Raw genomic sequence first — 17,323 nt, forward strand, 5'->3', positions numbered from 1 at the left:
GGTGCCGGGGCCCAGGTCGTGAGCTGGATGCAGATGATCGTGCTCTCGGTCGCCCTCCCGATCGTGATCTACGACGTGATGACCGATGCCGGCTTCACCCCGGTCGTCGCGCTGGTCGTGAGCTCGGTCGGTCCGCTGCTCGACATCGGCATCACGTGGGCCCGCACGCGCAGGCTGGACGAGTTCGCGGTCGTCGTGCTGGCGTTCCTGGTGCTCGGGATCATCGTCTCACTGATCTTCGACGACCCCCGGTTGCTGCTGCTCAAGGAGGCGGCGATCACCGGGGTGATCGGGATCCTCGCGCTGGGGTCGCTGGTCGTGGCGCCGCGACCGCTGATGTTCTACTTCGGACGGCGGTTCGCCACCGGTGGCGATCCGGCGCGTGTCGAGTGGTGGAACGGGCTGTGGCGCTTCCCCGGGTTCCGGCGGACCCAGGTCGTGATCACCACGGTGTGGGGTGTGGTGTTCCTGGCCGAGGCCGTCGTCCGCGGGATCCTGACCTACACGCTGTCGGTGGACACGATGGTCGTGGTGAACAACGTCGCGCCGCTGGTGATCGTCGCGCTGCTGGTCGTGTGGACGGCGTTGTACGCGAAGCGCCAGCAGCGGATCGGCGAGGCGCACGGCGTCGTCGTCGAGCCGCCCGTCGCCCCCGCGTGAGACCTCTCCCCGCCGGGACTCGCTGAGGGTTCAATCACTTCACACGTGAACTTCTCGCTGGTACGTTCGACTTCACACGTGAAGTCATGCCGTACCGACCTGGGGAGACCCGATGAGCCTGTTCCGTCTCGACGCCAGCATCCGTGGCGAGGCGTCCGCATCCGGCGAGATCGCCGACATCGTCGAGAAGCGGTGGCGTGCAGGGAATCCCGGCGGCGATGTCGTCCGTCGCCACGTCGGCGTCGACCCCGTTCCCGCCCAGGCGTGGGCGAACGCGGTGTCTGCCGGCATGGTGGCGCCCGAGGACCGCACGCCCGGCCAGCAGGCGGCCGTCGGCCTGGCCGCCGAACTGGTCGACGAGCTGCTCGGCGCCGACGCCGTGCTGTTGGCGCTACCGCTCTACAACTTCGGCGTGTCCCAGCACGCGAAGAGCTGGATCGACCTGGTGCTCACCGACCAGCGGGCGGCTCCGGGCGGGGCGACACCGCTGCTCGAGGGCAGGCCGGTCGTGCTCGCGACGGCCCGCGGTGGCGCCTACGGGCCGGGCACGCCCCGGCACGGCTGGGACCACGCGACGCCGTACCTCGCCCGGATCCTCGGCGACGTCTGGGGCGCCGACCTGACCGTCGTCGAACGCGAGTTCACGCTGGTGGGTGTGAACCCGGCCCTTGACGACTTCCGCGACGTGGCGGCCGAGATGCACGCGTCGGCGCTGGACGCCGCCCGGGTGGCCGGGGACAAGCTGGCCGGCTGACTCTCAGCAGCCGCGGCCGCGCGGGAGCTCGCCGTTCGGGAGCAGCGGACGCATCCGGTCGACGGCCGCCGTGATCGTGCGCAGCTGCGCCGGGGTCAGCGGGTCGATCACGTGGTGCCGGACGGCCTCGACGTGTCCGGGGGCCGCGTCGACGACCTGCTCGTACCCCTCCCCGCTCAGCGACGCGATCGTGTAGCGAGCGTCCTCAGGGTCCGGACGGCGGGTGATCCAGCCGCGCCGCTCGCACCGGTTGACCACGTTGGACAGACGGGAGAGCGAGCTGTTGGTCAGCCGCGCCAGTTCGCTCATCCGCGCCGTGTGGTCCGGCATCATCGACAGGTAGCTGAGCACCATGTACTCGAACAACGTCAGGCCGGAGTCGCGCTGCAGCTGGGTCTCCAGCGCCCCTGGCAGGCGGAACAGCAGCGTGGCGATGGATTCCCATGCCCGCTGCTCCTCCTCGGAGAGCCAGCGCGTCTCGTCGTCCGGCACCCGGCGGAGGCTACCCGCCGCAGGTCATCGGCCGACGTTGCGCTGCAGGTGCGCCGGGTAGCGGTCGCCCGCGATCGCCTCGGCCGGTGCGGCCGCCTCGATCTCGGCGAGCTCGTCGGCGGACAGCTGCAGCTCGGCCGCCGCGACGTTCTGCTCCAGGTAGGTGCGGCGCTTCGTGCCCGGGATCGGCACGACGTGCTCGCCGCGGCTCTGCACCCAGGCCAGCGCGAGCTGGCCCGCCGTCACGCCACGGCGCTCGGCGATGGCGCGCAGAGCGTCCACGATGGCCAGGTTCGTGTTCAGGTTGTCCTCGCCGAACCGCGGCAGGCCGCGGCGCATGTCGCCCTCGCCGAGCTGCGACGCCGAGGTGATCGCCCCGGTCAGGAACCCACGTCCGAGCGGGGAGAACGGCACCACGCCGACGCCCAGTTCGGTGCACGTCGGCAGCACGTCGTCCTCGATGCCGCGTGTCCACAGCGAGTACTCGCTCTGCACGGCTGTGACCGGGTGCACGGCGTGCGCGCGCCGGATCGTCTGCGCGCCGCACTCGGACAGCCCGTACGTCCGGATCTTGCCCTGTGCGACGAGCCCGGCGAGCGCTCCGACGGTCTCCTCGATCGGAACCCCCGCGTCGACGCGGTGCTGGTAGTACAGGTCGATGTGGTCCACGCCGAGGCGGCGCAGCGACTCGTCGCAGCACTGCCGCACGTAGTCCGGGTCGCCCTTCGCGCCCTGGTTGCCCTCGGCGTCCCGGACGATCCCGAACTTCGTGGCCAGCACGACCTCGTCGCGACGGCCGGCGATCGCCTGCCCGACCAGCTCCTCGTTCGCCCCGTCGCCGTACACGTTCGCCGTGTCCAGCAGCGTGACGCCGAGGTCGAGCGCGCGATGGACCGTCGCGACCGACTCCGCCCGGTCCGACGTGTCCCCGTAGGCCTGGCTCATCCCCATGCAGCCCAGTCCCTGTGCCGAGACCTCGAGCGTGCCCAGCGTCCGCGTTCCGATCGTCATGGTCGTGACGCTATGCCTTCGAGCGCGCTCGAACGCAACTCCGCCGGGTGTGCCGCACCGAGATGCGGTTCAGCGGGCCGCAGAGATCGACGAGCCCCGCTGGACCGCATCTCGGCGATGCTCGGGTCAGGGGACGCGGCGAACCGCCCCGGTGTCGGCGCTCGTCGCCAGGTGGGCGTACGCGCGCAGAGCCTTGGACACGAACCGGTCGCGGTCGCGCGGCTGCCACGGACGCTCCGAGGCCTCCATCTTCGCGCGGCGCTCGGCCAGCACGTCGTCGTCGACGAGCAGTTCGAGCGACCGGGCGCGGACGTCCAGGCGGATCCGGTCGCCCTGCTCCACCAGCCCGATCACGCCGCCGGCGGCGGCCTCCGGCGACACGTGCCCGACCGAGATGCCGCTCGACCCGCCGGAGAACCGGCCGTCGGTGACCAGGGCGCAGGCCTTGCCGAGACCGGCGCCCTTGAGGAACGCCGTCGGGTGCAGCATCTCCTGCATGCCGGGACCGCCGGACGGGCCCTCGTAGCGGATCAGCAGCACGTCGCCCGGCTTGATCTCCTTGTTCAGGATCGCCGAGACGGCGTCCTCCTGGCTCTCCAGGACGACGGCCGGGCCCTCGAACTCCCAGACGTCCTCCGGGATGCCCGCGGTCTTGATCACCGCGCCGTCGACGGAGAGGTTGCCGCGCAGCACGGCCAGCCCGCCGTCGGCGGAGTAGGCGTGCTCGACGTCCCGGATGCAGCCACCGGCAGCGTCGGTGTCCAGTGAGGACCAGCGGTTCTCGGTGGAGAACGCCTGCGTGGTCCGGACGCCGCCGGGTGCGGCGTGGTAGAGCTCGGTCGCGGTGTCCGAAGGGGACGACGCTCGGATGTCCCAGGTGGACAGCCACTCCTCCAGCGACGGGGAGTGGACGGTGTGCACGCCCGTGTTCAGCATCCCGCCGCGCCAGAGCTCGCCGAGGATGGCCGGGATTCCGCCGGCCCGGTGCACGTCCTCCATGTGGTAGTCCGAGTTCGGCGCGACCTTGGCGAGGTTCGGCACCCGGCGCGAGACCGCGTCGATGTCGGCCAGCGTGAAGTCGAGCTCGCCCTCCTGCGCGGCGGCGAGGATGTGCAGGACCGTGTTCGTCGAGCCGCCCATCGCGACGTCGAGCGCCATCGCGTTCTCGAACGCCTCGCGGGTGGCGATGTTGCGCGGCAGCGCCGACGCGTCGTCCTCCGAGTACCAGCGGGTGGCCAGGTCCATCACGGTGCGGCCGGCGTCGAGGAACAGTTCCTTGCGTGCGGCGTGCGTGGCCAGCGTCGATCCGTTGCCGGGCAGCGCGAGGCCCAGCGCCTCGGTCAGGCAGTTCATCGAGTTGGCCGTGAACATGCCGGAGCACGAGCCGCACGTCGGGCACGCGGAGCGCTCGACCTCGGTCAGCCCCGCGTCGTCCACCTGGGACGACGCCGACGCGGAGATCGCGGTGATCAGGTCCGTCGGGGCCTGCGCGACGCCGCCGACGACGACCGCCTTGCCGGCCTCCATCGGCCCGCCGGACACGAACACGGTCGGGATGTTCAGCCGCATCGCGGCGTTCAGCATGCCCGGGGTGATCTTGTCGCAGTTGGAGATGCACACCAGCGCGTCCGCCGCGTGACCGTTCACCATGTATTCGACGGCGTCCGCGATCACCTCGCGCGACGGCAGCGAGTAGAGCATCCCGCCGTGACCCATGGCGATGCCGTCGTCGACGGCGATCGTGTTGAACTCCTTGGCGACCCCACCGGCCTCCTTGACGGCACCGGCGACGAGGTCGCCCATGTCCTTGAGGTGCACGTGGCCGGGCACGAACTGGGTGTACGAGTTCGCGATCGCGACGATCGGCTTGCCGAAGTCGTCGTCGCCCATCCCGGTCGCGCGCCAGAGCGAACGCGCTCCGGCGGCGTTGCGGCCGTGGGTGGTGACGCGGGAACGCAGGGCGGGCATCGTGGTGGTTCTCCTGCCGGGTCGTCTACGGCGCCGGACGGCCGGCGCGGCTGGTCTCGCGGCGGGCGATCGGGCGGTGACCCGTGCGCCCCGACAGCTCCGCGCGGACGCCGGGCGCGGTGTCTCCCGGGCGCAGCGGGCTGATCCGGGCCAACGGTACGCCCCTCGTCGCCCGGTCACGCCGTGCGTCGGTCGTGAGCGAGCCGTGAGCGGTTCGGCGAGCGGGCCGTCGATCCTCGTCCGTAGTGATTCCGTAGGCGGCCGGCTCACGCTGGTCCGACGACACGCCGTGAGGTCGACTCGGAAGATCGTGCACCCGTCCGGCCGATTGGATAGTGATGCGATCCGCGCTTGAATGCCTAACTGTGTTAGGAGAACCGACGACGTCGTGGAAAGCCACACGGCGTGCGGTGACCCGTGCGGCGATCCTGGACGCGGCGTGGGAGGTCGCCCGCGCCGACGGCATCGCCGGACTGACGCTGCGGGCCGTCGCCGACCGCGTCGGGATGCGGGCGCCGTCGCTGTACTCGCACTTCGCGTCCAAGCTGGACATCTACGACGCGATGTTCGGCCAGGCGTGGCAGGCCTACGACGAGGAGCTGGCCGCGCTCGAGCTGCCGGACGAGCCCCGCGAGGTGCTGCGGGCGCTGGCCAGGACGTTCGTCGACTTCGCGCTCGCCGACCTGCCCCGCTACCAGCTGATGGACCAGCGGGTGATCGCCGACTTCACGCCGAGCCCGGAGAACTACGCGCCGGCCGTCCGCGTGCTGGAGCGCTTCCGGTCAGCCTACGCGCGGATCGTCGGCGAGGTCCGCGACGACGACGTCGACCTGTTCATCGTGATGCTGTCCGGCCTGATCGGCACGCAGTGGTCGAACGACCCGGGCGGCACCCGCTACGTCCGCCAGGTCGACCGCCTCGTGGACATGCTGGCCGACGAGTTCGGACTGCCGGTCCCGGCACGGCTCTCCCAGGGGGAACGCTCATGACCGCCGCGGCCACGACCGCGCCGTCGACCCGGCGACCGGCACTCGACCGCGCCGCCGCGATGCGGCTCGCCGCCGACGAGTACCAGCGGTCCCTCGACCTGCTGCGCGACCTGTCCGGGCGGGACTGGACCCGGAAGACCGCGTGCCCCGGCTGGGACGTGCGCGCGATGGCCGGGCACTGCCTGGGGATGGCCGAGTTCGCGTCGTCGGTCCGCGAGGGGGCGCGGCAGTACCTCGCGGCGCTGCGCGCGTTCGAGCGCGACGGCGGCAACCCGACCGACCACCTCAACGCCCTGCAGATCGCCGAGCACCGCCGCCTGTCAGGGGATGAGCTCGTCGAGCGCTACGCCGAGGTCGCGCCGAGGGCCGCGCGGAGCAGGCGACGCAGGCCCGCGCTGCTGCGGGCACGGTCGATGGGGGCCGTGCTGCTGCCCGACGGCACGCGGGAGCGCTGGACGTTCGGGTTCATGCTGGACACGGTGCTCACGCGGGACCAGTGGATGCACCGGATCGACATCGCGACGGCCACCCGGCGCACGCCCGAGCTGACCGCCGAGCACGACGGCGTGCTGGTCGCCGACGTCGTCGCCGAGTGGGCGGGGCGGCACGGCGAGCCCTGCTCGCTGACGCTCGACGGCCCGGCCGGCGGACGCTGGACGTTCGGGTCCGGCGGGCCGGAGCTGTCGTTCGACGCCGTCGAGTTCTGCCGGATCACGTCCGGGCGCGGCGACGGCGAGGGGCTGATGGAGACGCCGGTGGCGTTCTGAGCACCGGCGGCCCCGGCTGTCCCACCGGCCACAGCCGAGCGTGGCCGCCGGCGGCGGACGCGTCCCGACGTGGAGAACGCACGCGCCCGGATGCACGCGTTCTCCGGATCCGACCGCGTTCTGCGGGATCGACCGCGTTCTGCCGATCCGACCGCGTCCGATCGGACGGTCGGTGGCCGGTCTCCGTGTCCGACGCCGGTGGGTCGACGAGGAGCCGCACGGCGGTCCGGGTTCCGCCGGTGCGCGGGTGAACGGCGGTCTCAGCCCTGCGCCGGGTCGGTGATCCGTCCGCCGCTGGCGACGGCGAGCGCGGACAGGTCGCGCAGGCGGACCGCCGGGAGGGACAGTTCCGAGGAGTCGGACAGCACCGCGCTCACCCGGGAGCGCTCGTCGAGCTTCAGCGACGTGATCTCCGCCCACGTCACGTCCCGGGAGCCGCGCAGCGTGCGCGTGGCGACGGTCGCGCCGTCGACGGTCGTGCGGGTCCGCGCCAGCCAGACGCAGTACGCGATCGGCAGCAGCAGGACCAGCCAGAAGAACGGGACCGTCAGCATCAGGGGCAGGGCGCACACGCAGAACAGGAGTGCCGCCATGATGCCGAGCCTGGAGTGCCGGAACACCAGGCGCGGGGGCTCGGCCGTCTCCCCGTCCACGTCGCCGTCCACGGGGTCCATCCTCGCACCGGTCGCGACCGCGTGCCCCGGCCCGGGTGTCGCGGACGTCTCGATCGACGGGACGCCGTTGACCCTGTACACGACCCGCGTGTTACCGTCTGGTCCGTGTTCACGATCCGACTTCTCGTAATTCCCGGGCGCGTCGGCGCCTGAGTTTTTCGTACTCGGACACGACGCGCTCACCCTCGCACCAGCCCCAGTAGTGGGCGGCGGGGGTTTTTTCATGTTCGGCATCAGTAGTTCCCGATCTCCAGCGGAGCAGACGCCATGACCACCGCCCCCTCCCGATCCGGCTCGGCGCCGAAGCCGGCGCCGCCACCGGGACGAACCCCCGCGCCGCGCGGCGAGACCCCCGCCGCGAGCAAGGGGGACCAGCAGCAGCTCGTTCCGGGGAACCGGGTCGAGAAGGAGCCCGCCACCGGGGCGCAGTCGCTCGTGCGCTCGCTGGAGGAGATCGGCTGCGAGGTGGTGTTCGGTCTGCCGGGCGGGACGATCCTTCCCGCCTACGACCCGCTGCTGGACTCGACGCGGGTCCGGCACATCCTCGTCCGGCACGAGCAGGGCGCCGGGCACGCAGCAACCGGGTACGCGCAGGCCACCGGCAAGGTCGGGGTCTGCATGGCGACGTCCGGACCGGGGGCCACGAACCTGGTCACCCCGATCGCGGACGCGCACATGGACTCGGTGCCGCTGGTGGCCATCACGGGTCAGCAGACCCGGCCGCTGATCGGCACCGACGCCTTCCAGGAAGCCGACATCACGGGCATCACCCTGCCGGTGACGAAGCACAACATGCTGGTGACGGACCCGGCGGAGATCCCGCGGGCGATCGCCGAGGCATTCCACCTGGCGTCCACCGGCCGGCCCGGCCCGGTCCTGGTGGACATCCCGAAGGACGTCCTGCAGGAGCAGACGACCTTCAACTGGCCCCCCGAGCTCCAGCTCCCCGGTTACCGGCCGACGACCCGGCCGCACGGGAAGCAGATCCGGGAGGCCGCCCGGCTGATTCAGCAGGCCAGCCGCCCCGTGCTCTACGTCGGCGGTGGCGTGCTGAAGGCCGAGGCGTCCGCGGAGCTCCGGGAGCTCGCCGAGCTCACCGGGGCCCCGGTCGTCACGACCCTGATGGCGCGCGGCGCGTTCCCGGACTCGCACCCGCAGCACCTCGGCATGCCGGGCATGCACGGCACGGTGGCCGCGGTGGCCGCGATGCAGCGCTCCGACCTGCTCGTCGCGCTCGGGTCCCGGTTCGACGACCGGGTCACCGGCAAGCTGGACAGCTTCGCCCCCGCGGCGAAGATCGTGCACGCGGACATCGACCCGGCGGAGATCTCCAAGAACCGCAGGGCGGACGTGCCGATCGTCGGGGACTGCAAGGAGGTTCTCGTCGAGCTGATCGACGCCGTCCGCGCCGAGCACGAGCAGCAGGGCCCGCCCGATCTCGACGTCTGGTGGTCCCAGATGTCGGAGCTGCGGGACCGGTTCCCGCTGGGCTACGACTGGCCGGACGACGGCGCGCTGTCCCCGGAGTACGTGATCGAGCGGATCGGCGCGATCGCCGGACCGGACGCCGTCTACACGGCGGGCGTCGGCCAGCACCAGATGTGGGCCGCGCAGTTCGTCCGCTACGAGAAGCCGCGGACGTGGCTGAACTCCGGCGGCCTCGGCACGATGGGGTACGCGGTGCCGGCGGCGATGGGCGCGAAGGTCGCCGTGCCGGACAAGGTCGTCTGGTGCATCGACGGCGACGGCTGCTTCCAGATGACCAACCAGGAGCTCGCCACCTGCGCCATCGAGGGCATCCCGATCAAGGTCGCCGTGATCAACAACGGCAACCTCGGCATGGTCCGCCAGTGGCAGAACCTGTTCTACGGCGAGCGCTACTCGAACACGGACCTGAACACGCACAAGCTGCGCATCCCCGACTTCCCGATGCTCGCGCAGTCGATGGGCTGCGAGGGCATCCGGGTCGAGTCCAAGGAGGACGTCGACAACGCGATCCACCGGGCGATGGAGATCGACGACCGCCCGGTCGTGATCGAGTTCGTGGTCGGAGCCGACGCGCAGGTCTGGCCGATGGTCGCGGCCGGCACCAGCAACGACGAGATCATGGCCGCCCGCCACATCCGCCCGCTGTTCGAGTCCGAGGAGATCGTGGCCAGCGTGGACGAGATCTCGGACACCGTCTCCGAGGCGCTGAAGCCCGAGGGGGGCGACCGATGACCGAGCGGCACACGCTGTCCGTGCTCGTCGAGGACAAGCCCGGCGTGCTCGCGCGCGTCTCCGGCCTGTTCTCCCGGCGCGGGTTCAACATCACGTCGCTGGCCGTCGGCCCGACCGAGCATCCGGAGGTCTCCCGGATGACGATCGTCGTCGAGGTCGACGAGCTGCCGATGGAGCAGGTCACGAAGCAGCTGAACAAGCTCGTGCACGTGATCAAGATCGTGGAGCTGGAGCCCGAGACGTCCGTCCAGCGCGAGCTCCTGCTGGTCAAGGTCCGTGCCGACGCGACGGTGCGCAGCCAGGTCCTCGAGACCGTGCAGCTGTTCCGGGCGAAGGTCGTCGACGTCTCCCCGGAGGCGGTCACGGTCGAGGCCACCGGGACCACCGACAAGCTGAACGCGCTGCTGCGCATGCTGGAGCCCTACGGGGTCCGTGAGATGGTGCAGTCCGGGATGGTGGCGGTCGGCCGGGGCCCGCGTTCCATCACCGCCGCCGCCGTCCGTTAGTTCAGATTTCCCGAGAGGACTTCCCACCCGTCATGAGTGTCAACATCTACTACGACGCCGATGCCGACCTGTCGATCATCCAGGGCAAGAAGGTCGCCGTGATCGGCTACGGCTCCCAGGGGCACGCGCACTCGCTGTCGCTGCGCGACTCCGGGGTCGAGGTCAGGATCGGGCTGCCGGAGGGCTCGAAGTCCCGGCAGAAGGCCGCTGACGAGGGCCTCGAGGTCGTGACGCCCGCCGAGGCGTCCGCGTGGGCCGACGTCATCATGATCCTGGCGCCGGACACGAAGCAGCGGTTCATCTACGCCGACGACGTCGCGCCGAACCTCGAGTCCGGCAACGCGATCTTCTTCGGCCACGGCTTCAACATCCGCTACGACCTGATCAAGCCGCCGGCCGACGTCGACGTCGCGATGGTGGCGCCGAAGGGCCCGGGGCACCTGGTCCGCCGCCAGTTCGTCGACGGCAAGGGCGTGCCGTGCCTGATCGCCGTCGAGCAGGACGCGTCCGGGAACGGCAAGGCGCTCGCGCTCTCCTACGCGGCCGCGATCGGCGGTGCCCGCGCCGGCGTCATCGAGACCACGTTCAAGGAGGAGACCGAGACCGACCTGTTCGGTGAGCAGTCGGTCCTCTGCGGCGGCGCGGCGGCCCTGGTGCAGACCGGTTTCGAGGTGCTGACCGAGGCAGGCTACGAGCCGGAGATCGCGTACTTCGAGTGCCTGCACGAGCTCAAGCTGATCGTCGACCTGATGTACGAGGGCGGCATCGCCAACGAGCGCTTCTCGATCTCCGACACGGCCGAGTACGGCGACCTCACCCGGGGCCCGCGCGTGATCACCCCGGACGTGAAGAAGAACATGCAGGCCATCCTGAAGGAGATCCAGGACGGGACCTTCGCGCAGGAGTGGGTGGCCGAGGACGAGAACGGCCGCCCGAACTTCACCCGCCTGCAGAAGGAGGGCCAGGAGCACCCGATCGAGCAGGTCGGTGAGAAGCTCCGCGGCCTGATGTCCTGGGTCGGGGAGAAGGCGAAGTAGCCCACCCCCACTCCCCTTTCCGAACGGGGGCACCTTCGAGCAATGTCATTGCTCGAAGGTGCCCCTCGTTCGCCGTGCGGGCCGCTCAGCTCCGCGAACGGCCGCTCAACTCCGCGAACGAAGGTGCCGTTCGTGCAATCACACTGCTCGAAGGTGCCGTTCGTTCGGGGCGGGGGTGGGTGGTCGCGACGGAGGGTCGGCGCCTGGGCCGGACCGGACGGGTGAGTCGGCCTAGAATCCTTCCGACCTTGGCCGAGTACCCACCCGACAACCGGGGAGCACCGCACCATCGTGAGCACCGCCGCCACAGACCAGACCCGCCCCGTCGTCCTGCTCGCCGAGAAGCTCGCGCCGTCCGCGGTCGCGCTGCTCGGGGACGACGTCGAGATCCGTCACGTGGACGGGACGGACCGTCCCGCACTGCTGGAGGCGATCGCCGACGCGGACGCCCTGATGGTCCGCTCCGCGACCATGGTGGACGCCGAGGCGCTGGCAGCGTCGACCCGGCTCACGGTCGTCGCCCGCGCCGGGGTCGGGCTGGACAACGTGGACGTCCCGGCCGCGACCGCGCGCGGTGTCATGGTCGTCAACGCTCCGACGTCGAACATCGTCTCGGCGGCCGAGCACGCCTGCGCGCTGCTGCTGGCGACCGCCCGGCACATCGCCGCGGCGGACGCGAGCCTGCGCCAGGGCCAGTGGAAGCGCAGCAGCTACACCGGCACCGAGCTGAACGGCAAGACGGTCGGCATCGTCGGGCTCGGCAAGATCGGGCAGCTGGTCGCGCAGCGGCTCGCCGCGTTCGGCGTCGAGCTCGTCGCCTACGACCCGTACATCGGCAAGGCCCGCGCCGCCCAGCTCGGCATCGACCTGCTGGACCTCGACGACCTGCTGCGCACCGCGGACGTCATCTCGATCCACCTGCCGAAGACGCCGGAGACGCTCGGCCTGATCGGCAAGGACCAGCTGGCCCTGACGAAGCCGGGCGTGCTGATCGTGAACGCCGCCCGCGGCGGGCTGATCGACGAGGACGCGCTCGCCGAGGCCGTCCGCTCCGGGCACGTCGGCGGCGCGGGCGTCGACGTCTACGTCACCGAGCCGACGACGTCGAGCCCGCTGTTCGAGCTGGAGAACATCGTCGTCACGCCGCACCTCGGCGCGTCGACCGACGAGGCCCAGGACCGGGCGGGCACCGACGTCGCGCGCTCCGTGCAGCTCGCGCTCGCCGGCGAGTTCGTGCCGGACGCGGTGAACGTGCAGGTCGGCGGCGTGGTGAGCGACGAGGTGCGCCCGTGGCTGCCGCTGGTGCAGAAGCTGGGCACCACGCTGCACGCCGTCGCGGGCCGCACCCCGAGCTCGCTGACCGTCGACGTGTCCGGCGAGCTGGCCGGCGAGGACGTGTCGGTGCTGACGCTGGCCGCGTTGCGCGGGCTGTTCACACATGTCGTCGAGGACCAGGTCACGTTCGTCAACGTGCCGCAGCTGGCCGAGGAGCGCGGCGTCTCGGTGGAGCTCGCGACGGCTCCGGAGAGCGAGAACCACCGCAGCGTCGTGCAGCTGCGCGCCGCGATGGCCGACGGCGAGTCGGTCACCGTGTCCGGCACGCTGACCGGCCGCGCCGAGGTGGAGAAGCTCGTCGAGATCAACGGCAGGCACTTCGACCTGCGCGCCGAGGGCGAGGTGATCCTGCTCGAGTACGCCGACCGTCCCGGCGTGATGGGCCGCGTCGGCTCGCTGCTCGGCGAGGCCGCGGTGAACATCGAGGCCGCGCAGATCTCGCAGACGACCGACGGCGCGGACGCGATCATGCTCCTACGCGTGGACCGGCAGGTCGACACGGCCGTCCTGGAGGGCGTCGGCGCGTCCGTCGGGGCGCGGACGATCCGGCTGGTGTCCTTCGACGACTAGGGGCTCGGATCCAGCCCTCCGGCTCCCGATGCGGCGCCGCACGACCCTGGTCGGGCCTCTGTTCGGACCCGTCGTGGCCGGTGGCGGGAGCGTCGGTGCTGGTCCCGGGCGTGCCGATCGCGGACCTCGTGCAGCGCGGCTGGTCCGGCGCCGGGGTCGTCCCGCACGTCGGGGAGTCCCGGCGACGGTCGTCGGGCTCGTGCTGCTGGTGGTCTGGACGGGTGTCGCGGTGCTCGGCTCGGCCGCCCGATGGCGGTGGACACGGCGCGGCTGAGGGGTCCGTTCGGGTAGCACAGATCCGCTTCACCCGCCCGGGAACACTCCGTCGGGTGGCCACGATGATGACTCTCGGTCGGCAAGCGGTAGCGTGCGGCCAGCAGTTCGACGAGAGGACGAGGTATGCGCCTGGCGGTCATCCCCGGCGACGGGATCGGGCCCGAGGTCGTCGACGAGGCGCTGAAGGTGCTCGGCGAGGTCGCTCGCGACGTCGAGACGACGACCTACGACCTCGGCGCGGCCCGGTGGCACTCCACCGGTGAGCTCCTGCCGGAAACCGTGCTGACCGAGCTCAAGCAGCACGACGCGATCCTGCTCGGCGCCGTCGGCGACCCGTCGGTGCCCAGCGGCATCCTCGAGCGCGGCCTGCTGCTGCGCCTGCGCTTCGAGCTCGACCACCACATCAACCTGCGCCCGGCACGTCTGTACCCGGGTGTGCGCGGGCCGCTGGCGGCGCACAGCGAGATCGACCTGGTGGTCGTCCGCGAGGGGACCGAGGGCCCGTACGTCGGGACCGGCGGCCTGCTGCGCAAGGACACGCCGCACGAGATCGCCACCGAGGTCAGCCAGAACACGGCGTTCGGCGTCGAGCGCGTCGTGCGCGACGCGTTCGCGCGCGCCGAGCGCCGCCCGCGCAAGCACGTGACGCTCGTGCACAAGACGAACGTGCTGACGTTCGCCGGGTCGCTGTGGTCCCGGATCGTGGAGGAGGTGTCGCTGGAGCACCCGGACGTGTCGGTCGCCTACCAGCACGTCGACTCGACCACGATCCACATGGTGACCGACCCCGGCCGCTACGACGTGATCGTCACGGACAACCTGTTCGGTGACATCCTCACCGACCTCGCGGCCGCCGTGACCGGCGGGATCGGCCTGGCGGCCAGCGGCAACATCGACGGGAGCGGCGCGAACCCGAGCATGTTCGAGCCGGTGCACGGCAGCGCACCGGACATCGCCGGGCAGGGCATCGCGGACCCGACGGCGGCCGTGCTGTCGGTCGCTCTGCTGCTCGACCACCTGGGGCACCGCGACTCGGCGCGCCGGATCGAGGCGGCCGTCGCGTTCGACCTCGCGACCCGCGACCACAGCGCGACCGGCAACACGTCGTCGATCGGCGACCGGCTGGCCGCCCTGGTCAGCAGCCGGGACGTCGTGCCGCCACAGGCGTCGTCGGTCTAGGCCGCCGACCGACCCCACGCACGAACGAGGGGCACCTTCGGGCAACGGGATTGCTCGAGGGTGCCCCTCGTTCGCGGGGGAACGGGCCGGTCAGACCTCCTTCGACTCCCCGGTCTCCATCGTCATCCCGGCACCGGCGAAGTTCTCCAGGTCGGCGACGGCGGCGGCGCCCTCAGGGCCGCCCAGCCCGGCCGCGAACGCCTCGGCGTCGGCGAACTCCAGGACCGCGATCAGGTGGTACTTCGGCTTGTTGCCCTCGGCGTCCGGCCCGGGGCGCTGGATGGTCATGCGCTGGATACCCGGGATCTTCTTCGCCAGCGGGGCGTGGACACCGTCGTAGTGCTTGTCGAACGCGGCCGGGTCCTCGGGGTGGTTGTAGAGCGCGGTCAGCTGGAACACGGGTCTGCCTCCGGTGTCGCGTCGGGCCGGCGCGTCGGTGCGCCGGACGCCGGTCCTCCCTAGCGCACCCACGGTCTCCGGGACCAGGGTGTCCCACGATGTGGGACAGCCTGTCGTTCCGCACCGCGGCACGTCGCGACGTGGCTATCGTGACCGGAGGGGACGTCGTCCGACTGGGGGATCGATGGGCGAGCGGCGACTGCGTTGGCGTTGCCGGCGGTTGCTCCGCGATCTCGACGTGCAGCCCCCGACCGGGGTGACCGAGCTCTGTCGCAGGCTCGGCGAGCACCGGGGCCGCGAGCTGCGGCTGATGCCCTACCCGCTGGCCGTCCCCGGCCCGTTCGGCGTGTGGTTCGAGACCGACGACTTCGACGTCATCGCCTTCCAGTCCGAGACATCGCGGGCACACCAGGACCACATCGTGCTGCACGAGGTCGGGCACATCGTCGCCGGTCACGGCGGGGACTCGACGCCCGCGGAGGACGAGGAGGTCCTGCCGGACATCCCCACATCGGGAGCGCTGCGGCGGCTGCGCCGCACCTGCTACGACGCGACGAACGAGCGCGAGGCCGAGCTGATCGCGTCGATCCTGGGCGAGGGCATGGGCCTGATCTCCGGATCCGCGACGACGGCGCGGGCCTCGCTCGTGGACAGCTCGCTGGACATCCGTCCCGGCTGGTGGCGATGAACCTCCCGCCGGTCGCGCTCGTCGTCCTCGTCGCGATCACGGCGATGTTGTGGGTCGGCACGGTGCTGCTCTGGGTCCAGGCCTACCGCGCCCCGGAGAACGTCCCGGTCCGGATACTGGCCGTCTGCATCACGCTGCTGGCGGTGACCGCCGTGCTGCGCGGCGGCCCGTTCCTGTCCCCGCTGGTCAACAACGTGCTCGGCGTGATGACGGCGGCGATCCAGATCTGCTTCTTCGTGAGCGTCCACCGTGGACGGGCCGGGACCCGCCGGATCCGTGGCGAGCTGGCCGTCGCGGTGGCCGTGTGCGTGCTGGCGGCCGCGGTCACGCTCGTCGTCCCCGCGTCGCTGCGGCCGCAGCTCACCGACGCGACACCCGCCGCGGGCGGGACGGCCGCGCTGCTGTTCTCGATCCCGATCCTGGTCTACCTGGGCTATGCGGCGGCGGCCATCGTCGTGTGGATCCTGAAGATCCTGCCCGGCGTCGCGCGCCGCGTGCTGCGGATCAGCCTGTGGATCGTCGCGGCCGGGGCCGTCCTGCAGGTGGCCGGGGGCGGGATCCGGGTCGCATCGCTGCTCCTGCGGTACGCCGTCCGGCCCGTGCCGGAGGCGCTGCTCGTCCGGATGGAGCTGCTCGTCGGGCTGCTGGTCTCGCTCGGGTTCCTCACGCTGGCGCTCGGCGCGATCGTCCCGCTGGTCGACGGCGTGATCCGGGAGATCCCCCGGATGCGGGCCCAGCGACGGGCGAACCGCACGCTGGAGCCGCTGTGGCAGGCACTGCACGCGGAGTTCCCCGAGCTGCAGCTCGAACTGCGCTCGCCCGGACCCGGCCGCGCGCTCTACCGGCGGGTGGTGGAGATCCGCGACGGGCTCGTGCTGCTGAGCCCGCACTTCGACCCGGAGGTCGCCGACGCCGCCGACCGGCGCAGCGACGAGATCGGCGAGGACCCGGACGAGCGGCAGGCCGCCGTGCAGGCCGCCGTCGTGCGGGGGGCACTCGACGCGCGGCGCACCGGGCGGCAGGCTCCCGCCGAGCCCGTGCGCCTCGGCGGCGGACAGGCGCAGGACTGGGAGGACGACGCCGCGTCGCTGATGCGGCTGGCCCGCCGGTTCGCCGCGCCCGTCTGAGCGGGTTCAGCGGTCCGGCTCGGGGTCCCGGTCGTCGCGGACGTTCGCGATCGCATCGGCGATGGCGAGCAGCTGCCGTTGCTGGACGGGGTCCATCGAGCCGTAGCGGGCCGCGATCCGTCGCACGCCGCGGTCCCGCATGGCCTCGGCGAAGGCGCGCTCGTCGACGTCGGCCGCCGGTTCGGCCGCGACATCGGCCGTACCGGACCACGGCTCGTCGACCGGTGTCGTCGGGTCGAAGTAGGACAGTGTGATCCGGACGCCGAGCGTGTCCGAGAAGTACGACGCGAGCGCCGTCAGGTGCTGCAGCGTGAGGTTGGCCCGCTTGCCGCGCTTGATCTGCCACAGGTAGGCCCCGGAGATGCCGGTCCCGGTGTGCTCACGGATCCGCTCGGCGAGCCGTTCGGTGCTCGGGTTGCCAGCGGCGTCCATCAGACGGCGCAGCTTGGCCGAGAGGTCGTACTGCTGATCGCCCACGTCACACCCCCGGTACGTCGGGCCGCGTCCCACGGTATTCCGAAGATCGCCCGGGTGCACACCCCAGCGCGGGTCGCGTCACGATCGGCCCCCTCCGCTCGCCGGCGCACCGACGCCGCGGGAGCACGTCCGGCTCCGTCGCGGCGGTGGTGCTCGTCCATCATAAACTGCTATAAAGACAACGGTTGGTTCTG

The 17,323-nt window shown here is 71.7% G+C and carries 17 protein-coding genes; 11 read left to right on the forward strand and 6 right to left on the reverse strand.

Annotated features, from left to right (window positions below):
- The first annotated feature begins 27 nt into the window (after positions 1–27).
- Complete coding sequence (locus EV378_RS23910; protein WP_243653950.1) at positions 28–660, forward strand: VC0807 family protein; 633 nt, start codon at positions 28–30, stop codon at positions 658–660.
- A gap of 112 nt (positions 661–772) precedes the next feature.
- A complete protein-coding gene (locus EV378_RS23915; protein WP_132429674.1) occupies positions 773–1,414 on the forward strand; it encodes an FMN-dependent NADH-azoreductase in 642 nt (213 codons plus the stop codon).
- 3 nt (positions 1,415–1,417) lie between these two features.
- On the opposite strand, the gene EV378_RS23920 is transcribed toward EV378_RS23915, so the two are convergent.
- From EV378_RS23920 to ilvD, 3 genes are all read right to left on the reverse strand, one after another.
- Positions 1,418–1,906, reverse strand: coding sequence for a MarR family winged helix-turn-helix transcriptional regulator (locus EV378_RS23920; protein WP_132429675.1), 489 nt, complete (start codon positions 1,904–1,906; stop codon positions 1,418–1,420).
- Between the two features lie 24 nt (positions 1,907–1,930).
- Positions 1,931–2,917 (reverse strand): aldo/keto reductase, encoded by a 987-nt coding sequence (locus tag EV378_RS23925; RefSeq protein WP_132429676.1) that lies wholly within the window; start codon positions 2,915–2,917, stop codon positions 1,931–1,933.
- A 126-nt stretch (positions 2,918–3,043) separates the two neighbouring features.
- Positions 3,044–4,885, reverse strand: coding sequence for a dihydroxy-acid dehydratase (gene ilvD / locus EV378_RS23930; protein ID WP_132429677.1), 1,842 nt, complete (start codon positions 4,883–4,885; stop codon positions 3,044–3,046).
- Between the two features lie 410 nt (positions 4,886–5,295).
- Between ilvD and EV378_RS23935 the strand changes: the two genes are divergently transcribed.
- Both EV378_RS23935 and EV378_RS23940 read left to right on the forward strand, forming a co-directional pair.
- Positions 5,296–5,874, forward strand: a complete 579-nt coding sequence (locus EV378_RS23935; protein WP_165922453.1) for a TetR/AcrR family transcriptional regulator — start codon at positions 5,296–5,298, stop codon at positions 5,872–5,874.
- Positions 5,871–6,641 (forward strand): maleylpyruvate isomerase family mycothiol-dependent enzyme, encoded by a 771-nt coding sequence (locus tag EV378_RS23940; protein WP_132429679.1) that lies wholly within the window; start codon positions 5,871–5,873, stop codon positions 6,639–6,641. The genes EV378_RS23935 and EV378_RS23940 overlap by 4 nt, the downstream gene beginning before the upstream one ends.
- A gap of 260 nt (positions 6,642–6,901) precedes the next feature.
- On the opposite strand, the gene EV378_RS23945 is transcribed toward EV378_RS23940, so the two are convergent.
- Entirely contained in the window at positions 6,902–7,396 is a 495-nt protein-coding gene (locus tag EV378_RS23945) for a PH domain-containing protein (RefSeq protein ID WP_165922454.1), read from the reverse strand.
- Positions 7,397–7,582: 186 nt separating this feature from the next.
- On the opposite strand from EV378_RS23945, the gene EV378_RS23950 reads away from it, so the two are divergent.
- The 5 genes from EV378_RS23950 to EV378_RS23970 all read left to right on the forward strand — a co-directional run bounded on the left by EV378_RS23950 (position 7,583) and on the right by EV378_RS23970 (position 14,438).
- Positions 7,583–9,535 (forward strand): acetolactate synthase large subunit, encoded by a 1,953-nt coding sequence (locus tag EV378_RS23950; RefSeq protein ID WP_132429681.1) that lies wholly within the window; start codon positions 7,583–7,585, stop codon positions 9,533–9,535.
- Complete coding sequence (ilvN, locus tag EV378_RS23955; protein WP_132429682.1) at positions 9,532–10,041, forward strand: acetolactate synthase small subunit; 510 nt, start codon at positions 9,532–9,534, stop codon at positions 10,039–10,041. The genes EV378_RS23950 and ilvN overlap by 4 nt, the downstream gene beginning before the upstream one ends.
- Before the next feature lie 32 nt (positions 10,042–10,073).
- Positions 10,074–11,078: a ketol-acid reductoisomerase gene (ilvC, locus tag EV378_RS23960; protein ID WP_132429683.1), complete on the forward strand. Its 1,005-nt coding sequence runs from the start codon at positions 10,074–10,076 to the stop codon at positions 11,076–11,078.
- A gap of 291 nt (positions 11,079–11,369) precedes the next feature.
- On the forward strand, positions 11,370–12,983 hold the full coding sequence (serA, locus tag EV378_RS23965) for a phosphoglycerate dehydrogenase (protein ID WP_132429684.1): 1,614 nt from the start codon (positions 11,370–11,372) through the stop codon (positions 12,981–12,983).
- A gap of 399 nt (positions 12,984–13,382) precedes the next feature.
- Positions 13,383–14,438: a 3-isopropylmalate dehydrogenase gene (locus EV378_RS23970; RefSeq protein ID WP_132429685.1), complete on the forward strand. Its 1,056-nt coding sequence runs from the start codon at positions 13,383–13,385 to the stop codon at positions 14,436–14,438.
- A gap of 90 nt (positions 14,439–14,528) precedes the next feature.
- Here the strand turns inward: EV378_RS23970 and EV378_RS23975 are convergent, their stop codons facing one another.
- Positions 14,529–14,837, reverse strand: a complete 309-nt coding sequence (locus EV378_RS23975; RefSeq protein ID WP_132429686.1) for an EthD family reductase — start codon at positions 14,835–14,837, stop codon at positions 14,529–14,531.
- Positions 14,838–15,075: 238 nt separating this feature from the next.
- Between EV378_RS23975 and EV378_RS23980 the strand changes: the two genes are divergently transcribed.
- Together EV378_RS23980 and EV378_RS23985 are read left to right on the forward strand one after the other, a co-directional pair.
- Entirely contained in the window at positions 15,076–15,525 is a 450-nt protein-coding gene (locus EV378_RS23980) for a hypothetical protein (protein ID WP_243653741.1), read from the forward strand.
- Positions 15,522–16,652 (forward strand): MAB_1171c family putative transporter, encoded by a 1,131-nt coding sequence (locus tag EV378_RS23985; RefSeq protein WP_132429688.1) that lies wholly within the window; start codon positions 15,522–15,524, stop codon positions 16,650–16,652. Before EV378_RS23980 ends, EV378_RS23985 begins: the two co-directional genes overlap by 4 nt.
- Positions 16,653–16,658: 6 nt before the next feature.
- Here EV378_RS23985 and EV378_RS23990 read toward each other — a convergent pair whose 3' ends face one another.
- Positions 16,659–17,129, reverse strand: a complete 471-nt coding sequence (locus EV378_RS23990) for a hypothetical protein (protein ID WP_132429689.1) — start codon at positions 17,127–17,129, stop codon at positions 16,659–16,661.
- Positions 17,130–17,323 lie beyond the last annotated feature (194 nt).

It is taken from the genome of Pseudonocardia endophytica (assembly GCF_004339565.1).
In the GTDB taxonomy this organism is placed as follows: Bacteria; Actinomycetota; Actinomycetes; order Mycobacteriales; family Pseudonocardiaceae; genus Pseudonocardia; species Pseudonocardia endophytica.

Coding starts and splice junctions, on each gene's coding strand:
- EV378_RS23910 (WP_243653950.1), top strand. CDS start 28: ATGCAGATGATCGTGCTCTCGGTCGCCCTCCCGATCGTGATCTACGAC.
- EV378_RS23915 (WP_132429674.1), top strand. CDS start 773: ATGAGCCTGTTCCGTCTCGACGCCAGCATCCGTGGCGAGGCGTCCGCA.
- EV378_RS23925 (WP_132429676.1), bottom strand. CDS start 2,917: ATGACGATCGGAACGCGGACGCTGGGCACGCTCGAGGTCTCGGCACAG.
- ilvD (WP_132429677.1), bottom strand. CDS start 4,885: ATGCCCGCCCTGCGTTCCCGCGTCACCACCCACGGCCGCAACGCCGCC.
- EV378_RS23940 (WP_132429679.1), top strand. CDS start 5,871: ATGACCGCCGCGGCCACGACCGCGCCGTCGACCCGGCGACCGGCACTC.
- EV378_RS23950 (WP_132429681.1), top strand. CDS start 7,583: ATGACCACCGCCCCCTCCCGATCCGGCTCGGCGCCGAAGCCGGCGCCG.
- ilvN (WP_132429682.1), top strand. CDS start 9,532: ATGACCGAGCGGCACACGCTGTCCGTGCTCGTCGAGGACAAGCCCGGC.
- ilvC (WP_132429683.1), top strand. CDS start 10,074: ATGAGTGTCAACATCTACTACGACGCCGATGCCGACCTGTCGATCATC.
- EV378_RS23970 (WP_132429685.1), top strand. CDS start 13,383: ATGCGCCTGGCGGTCATCCCCGGCGACGGGATCGGGCCCGAGGTCGTC.
- EV378_RS23985 (WP_132429688.1), top strand. CDS start 15,522: ATGAACCTCCCGCCGGTCGCGCTCGTCGTCCTCGTCGCGATCACGGCG.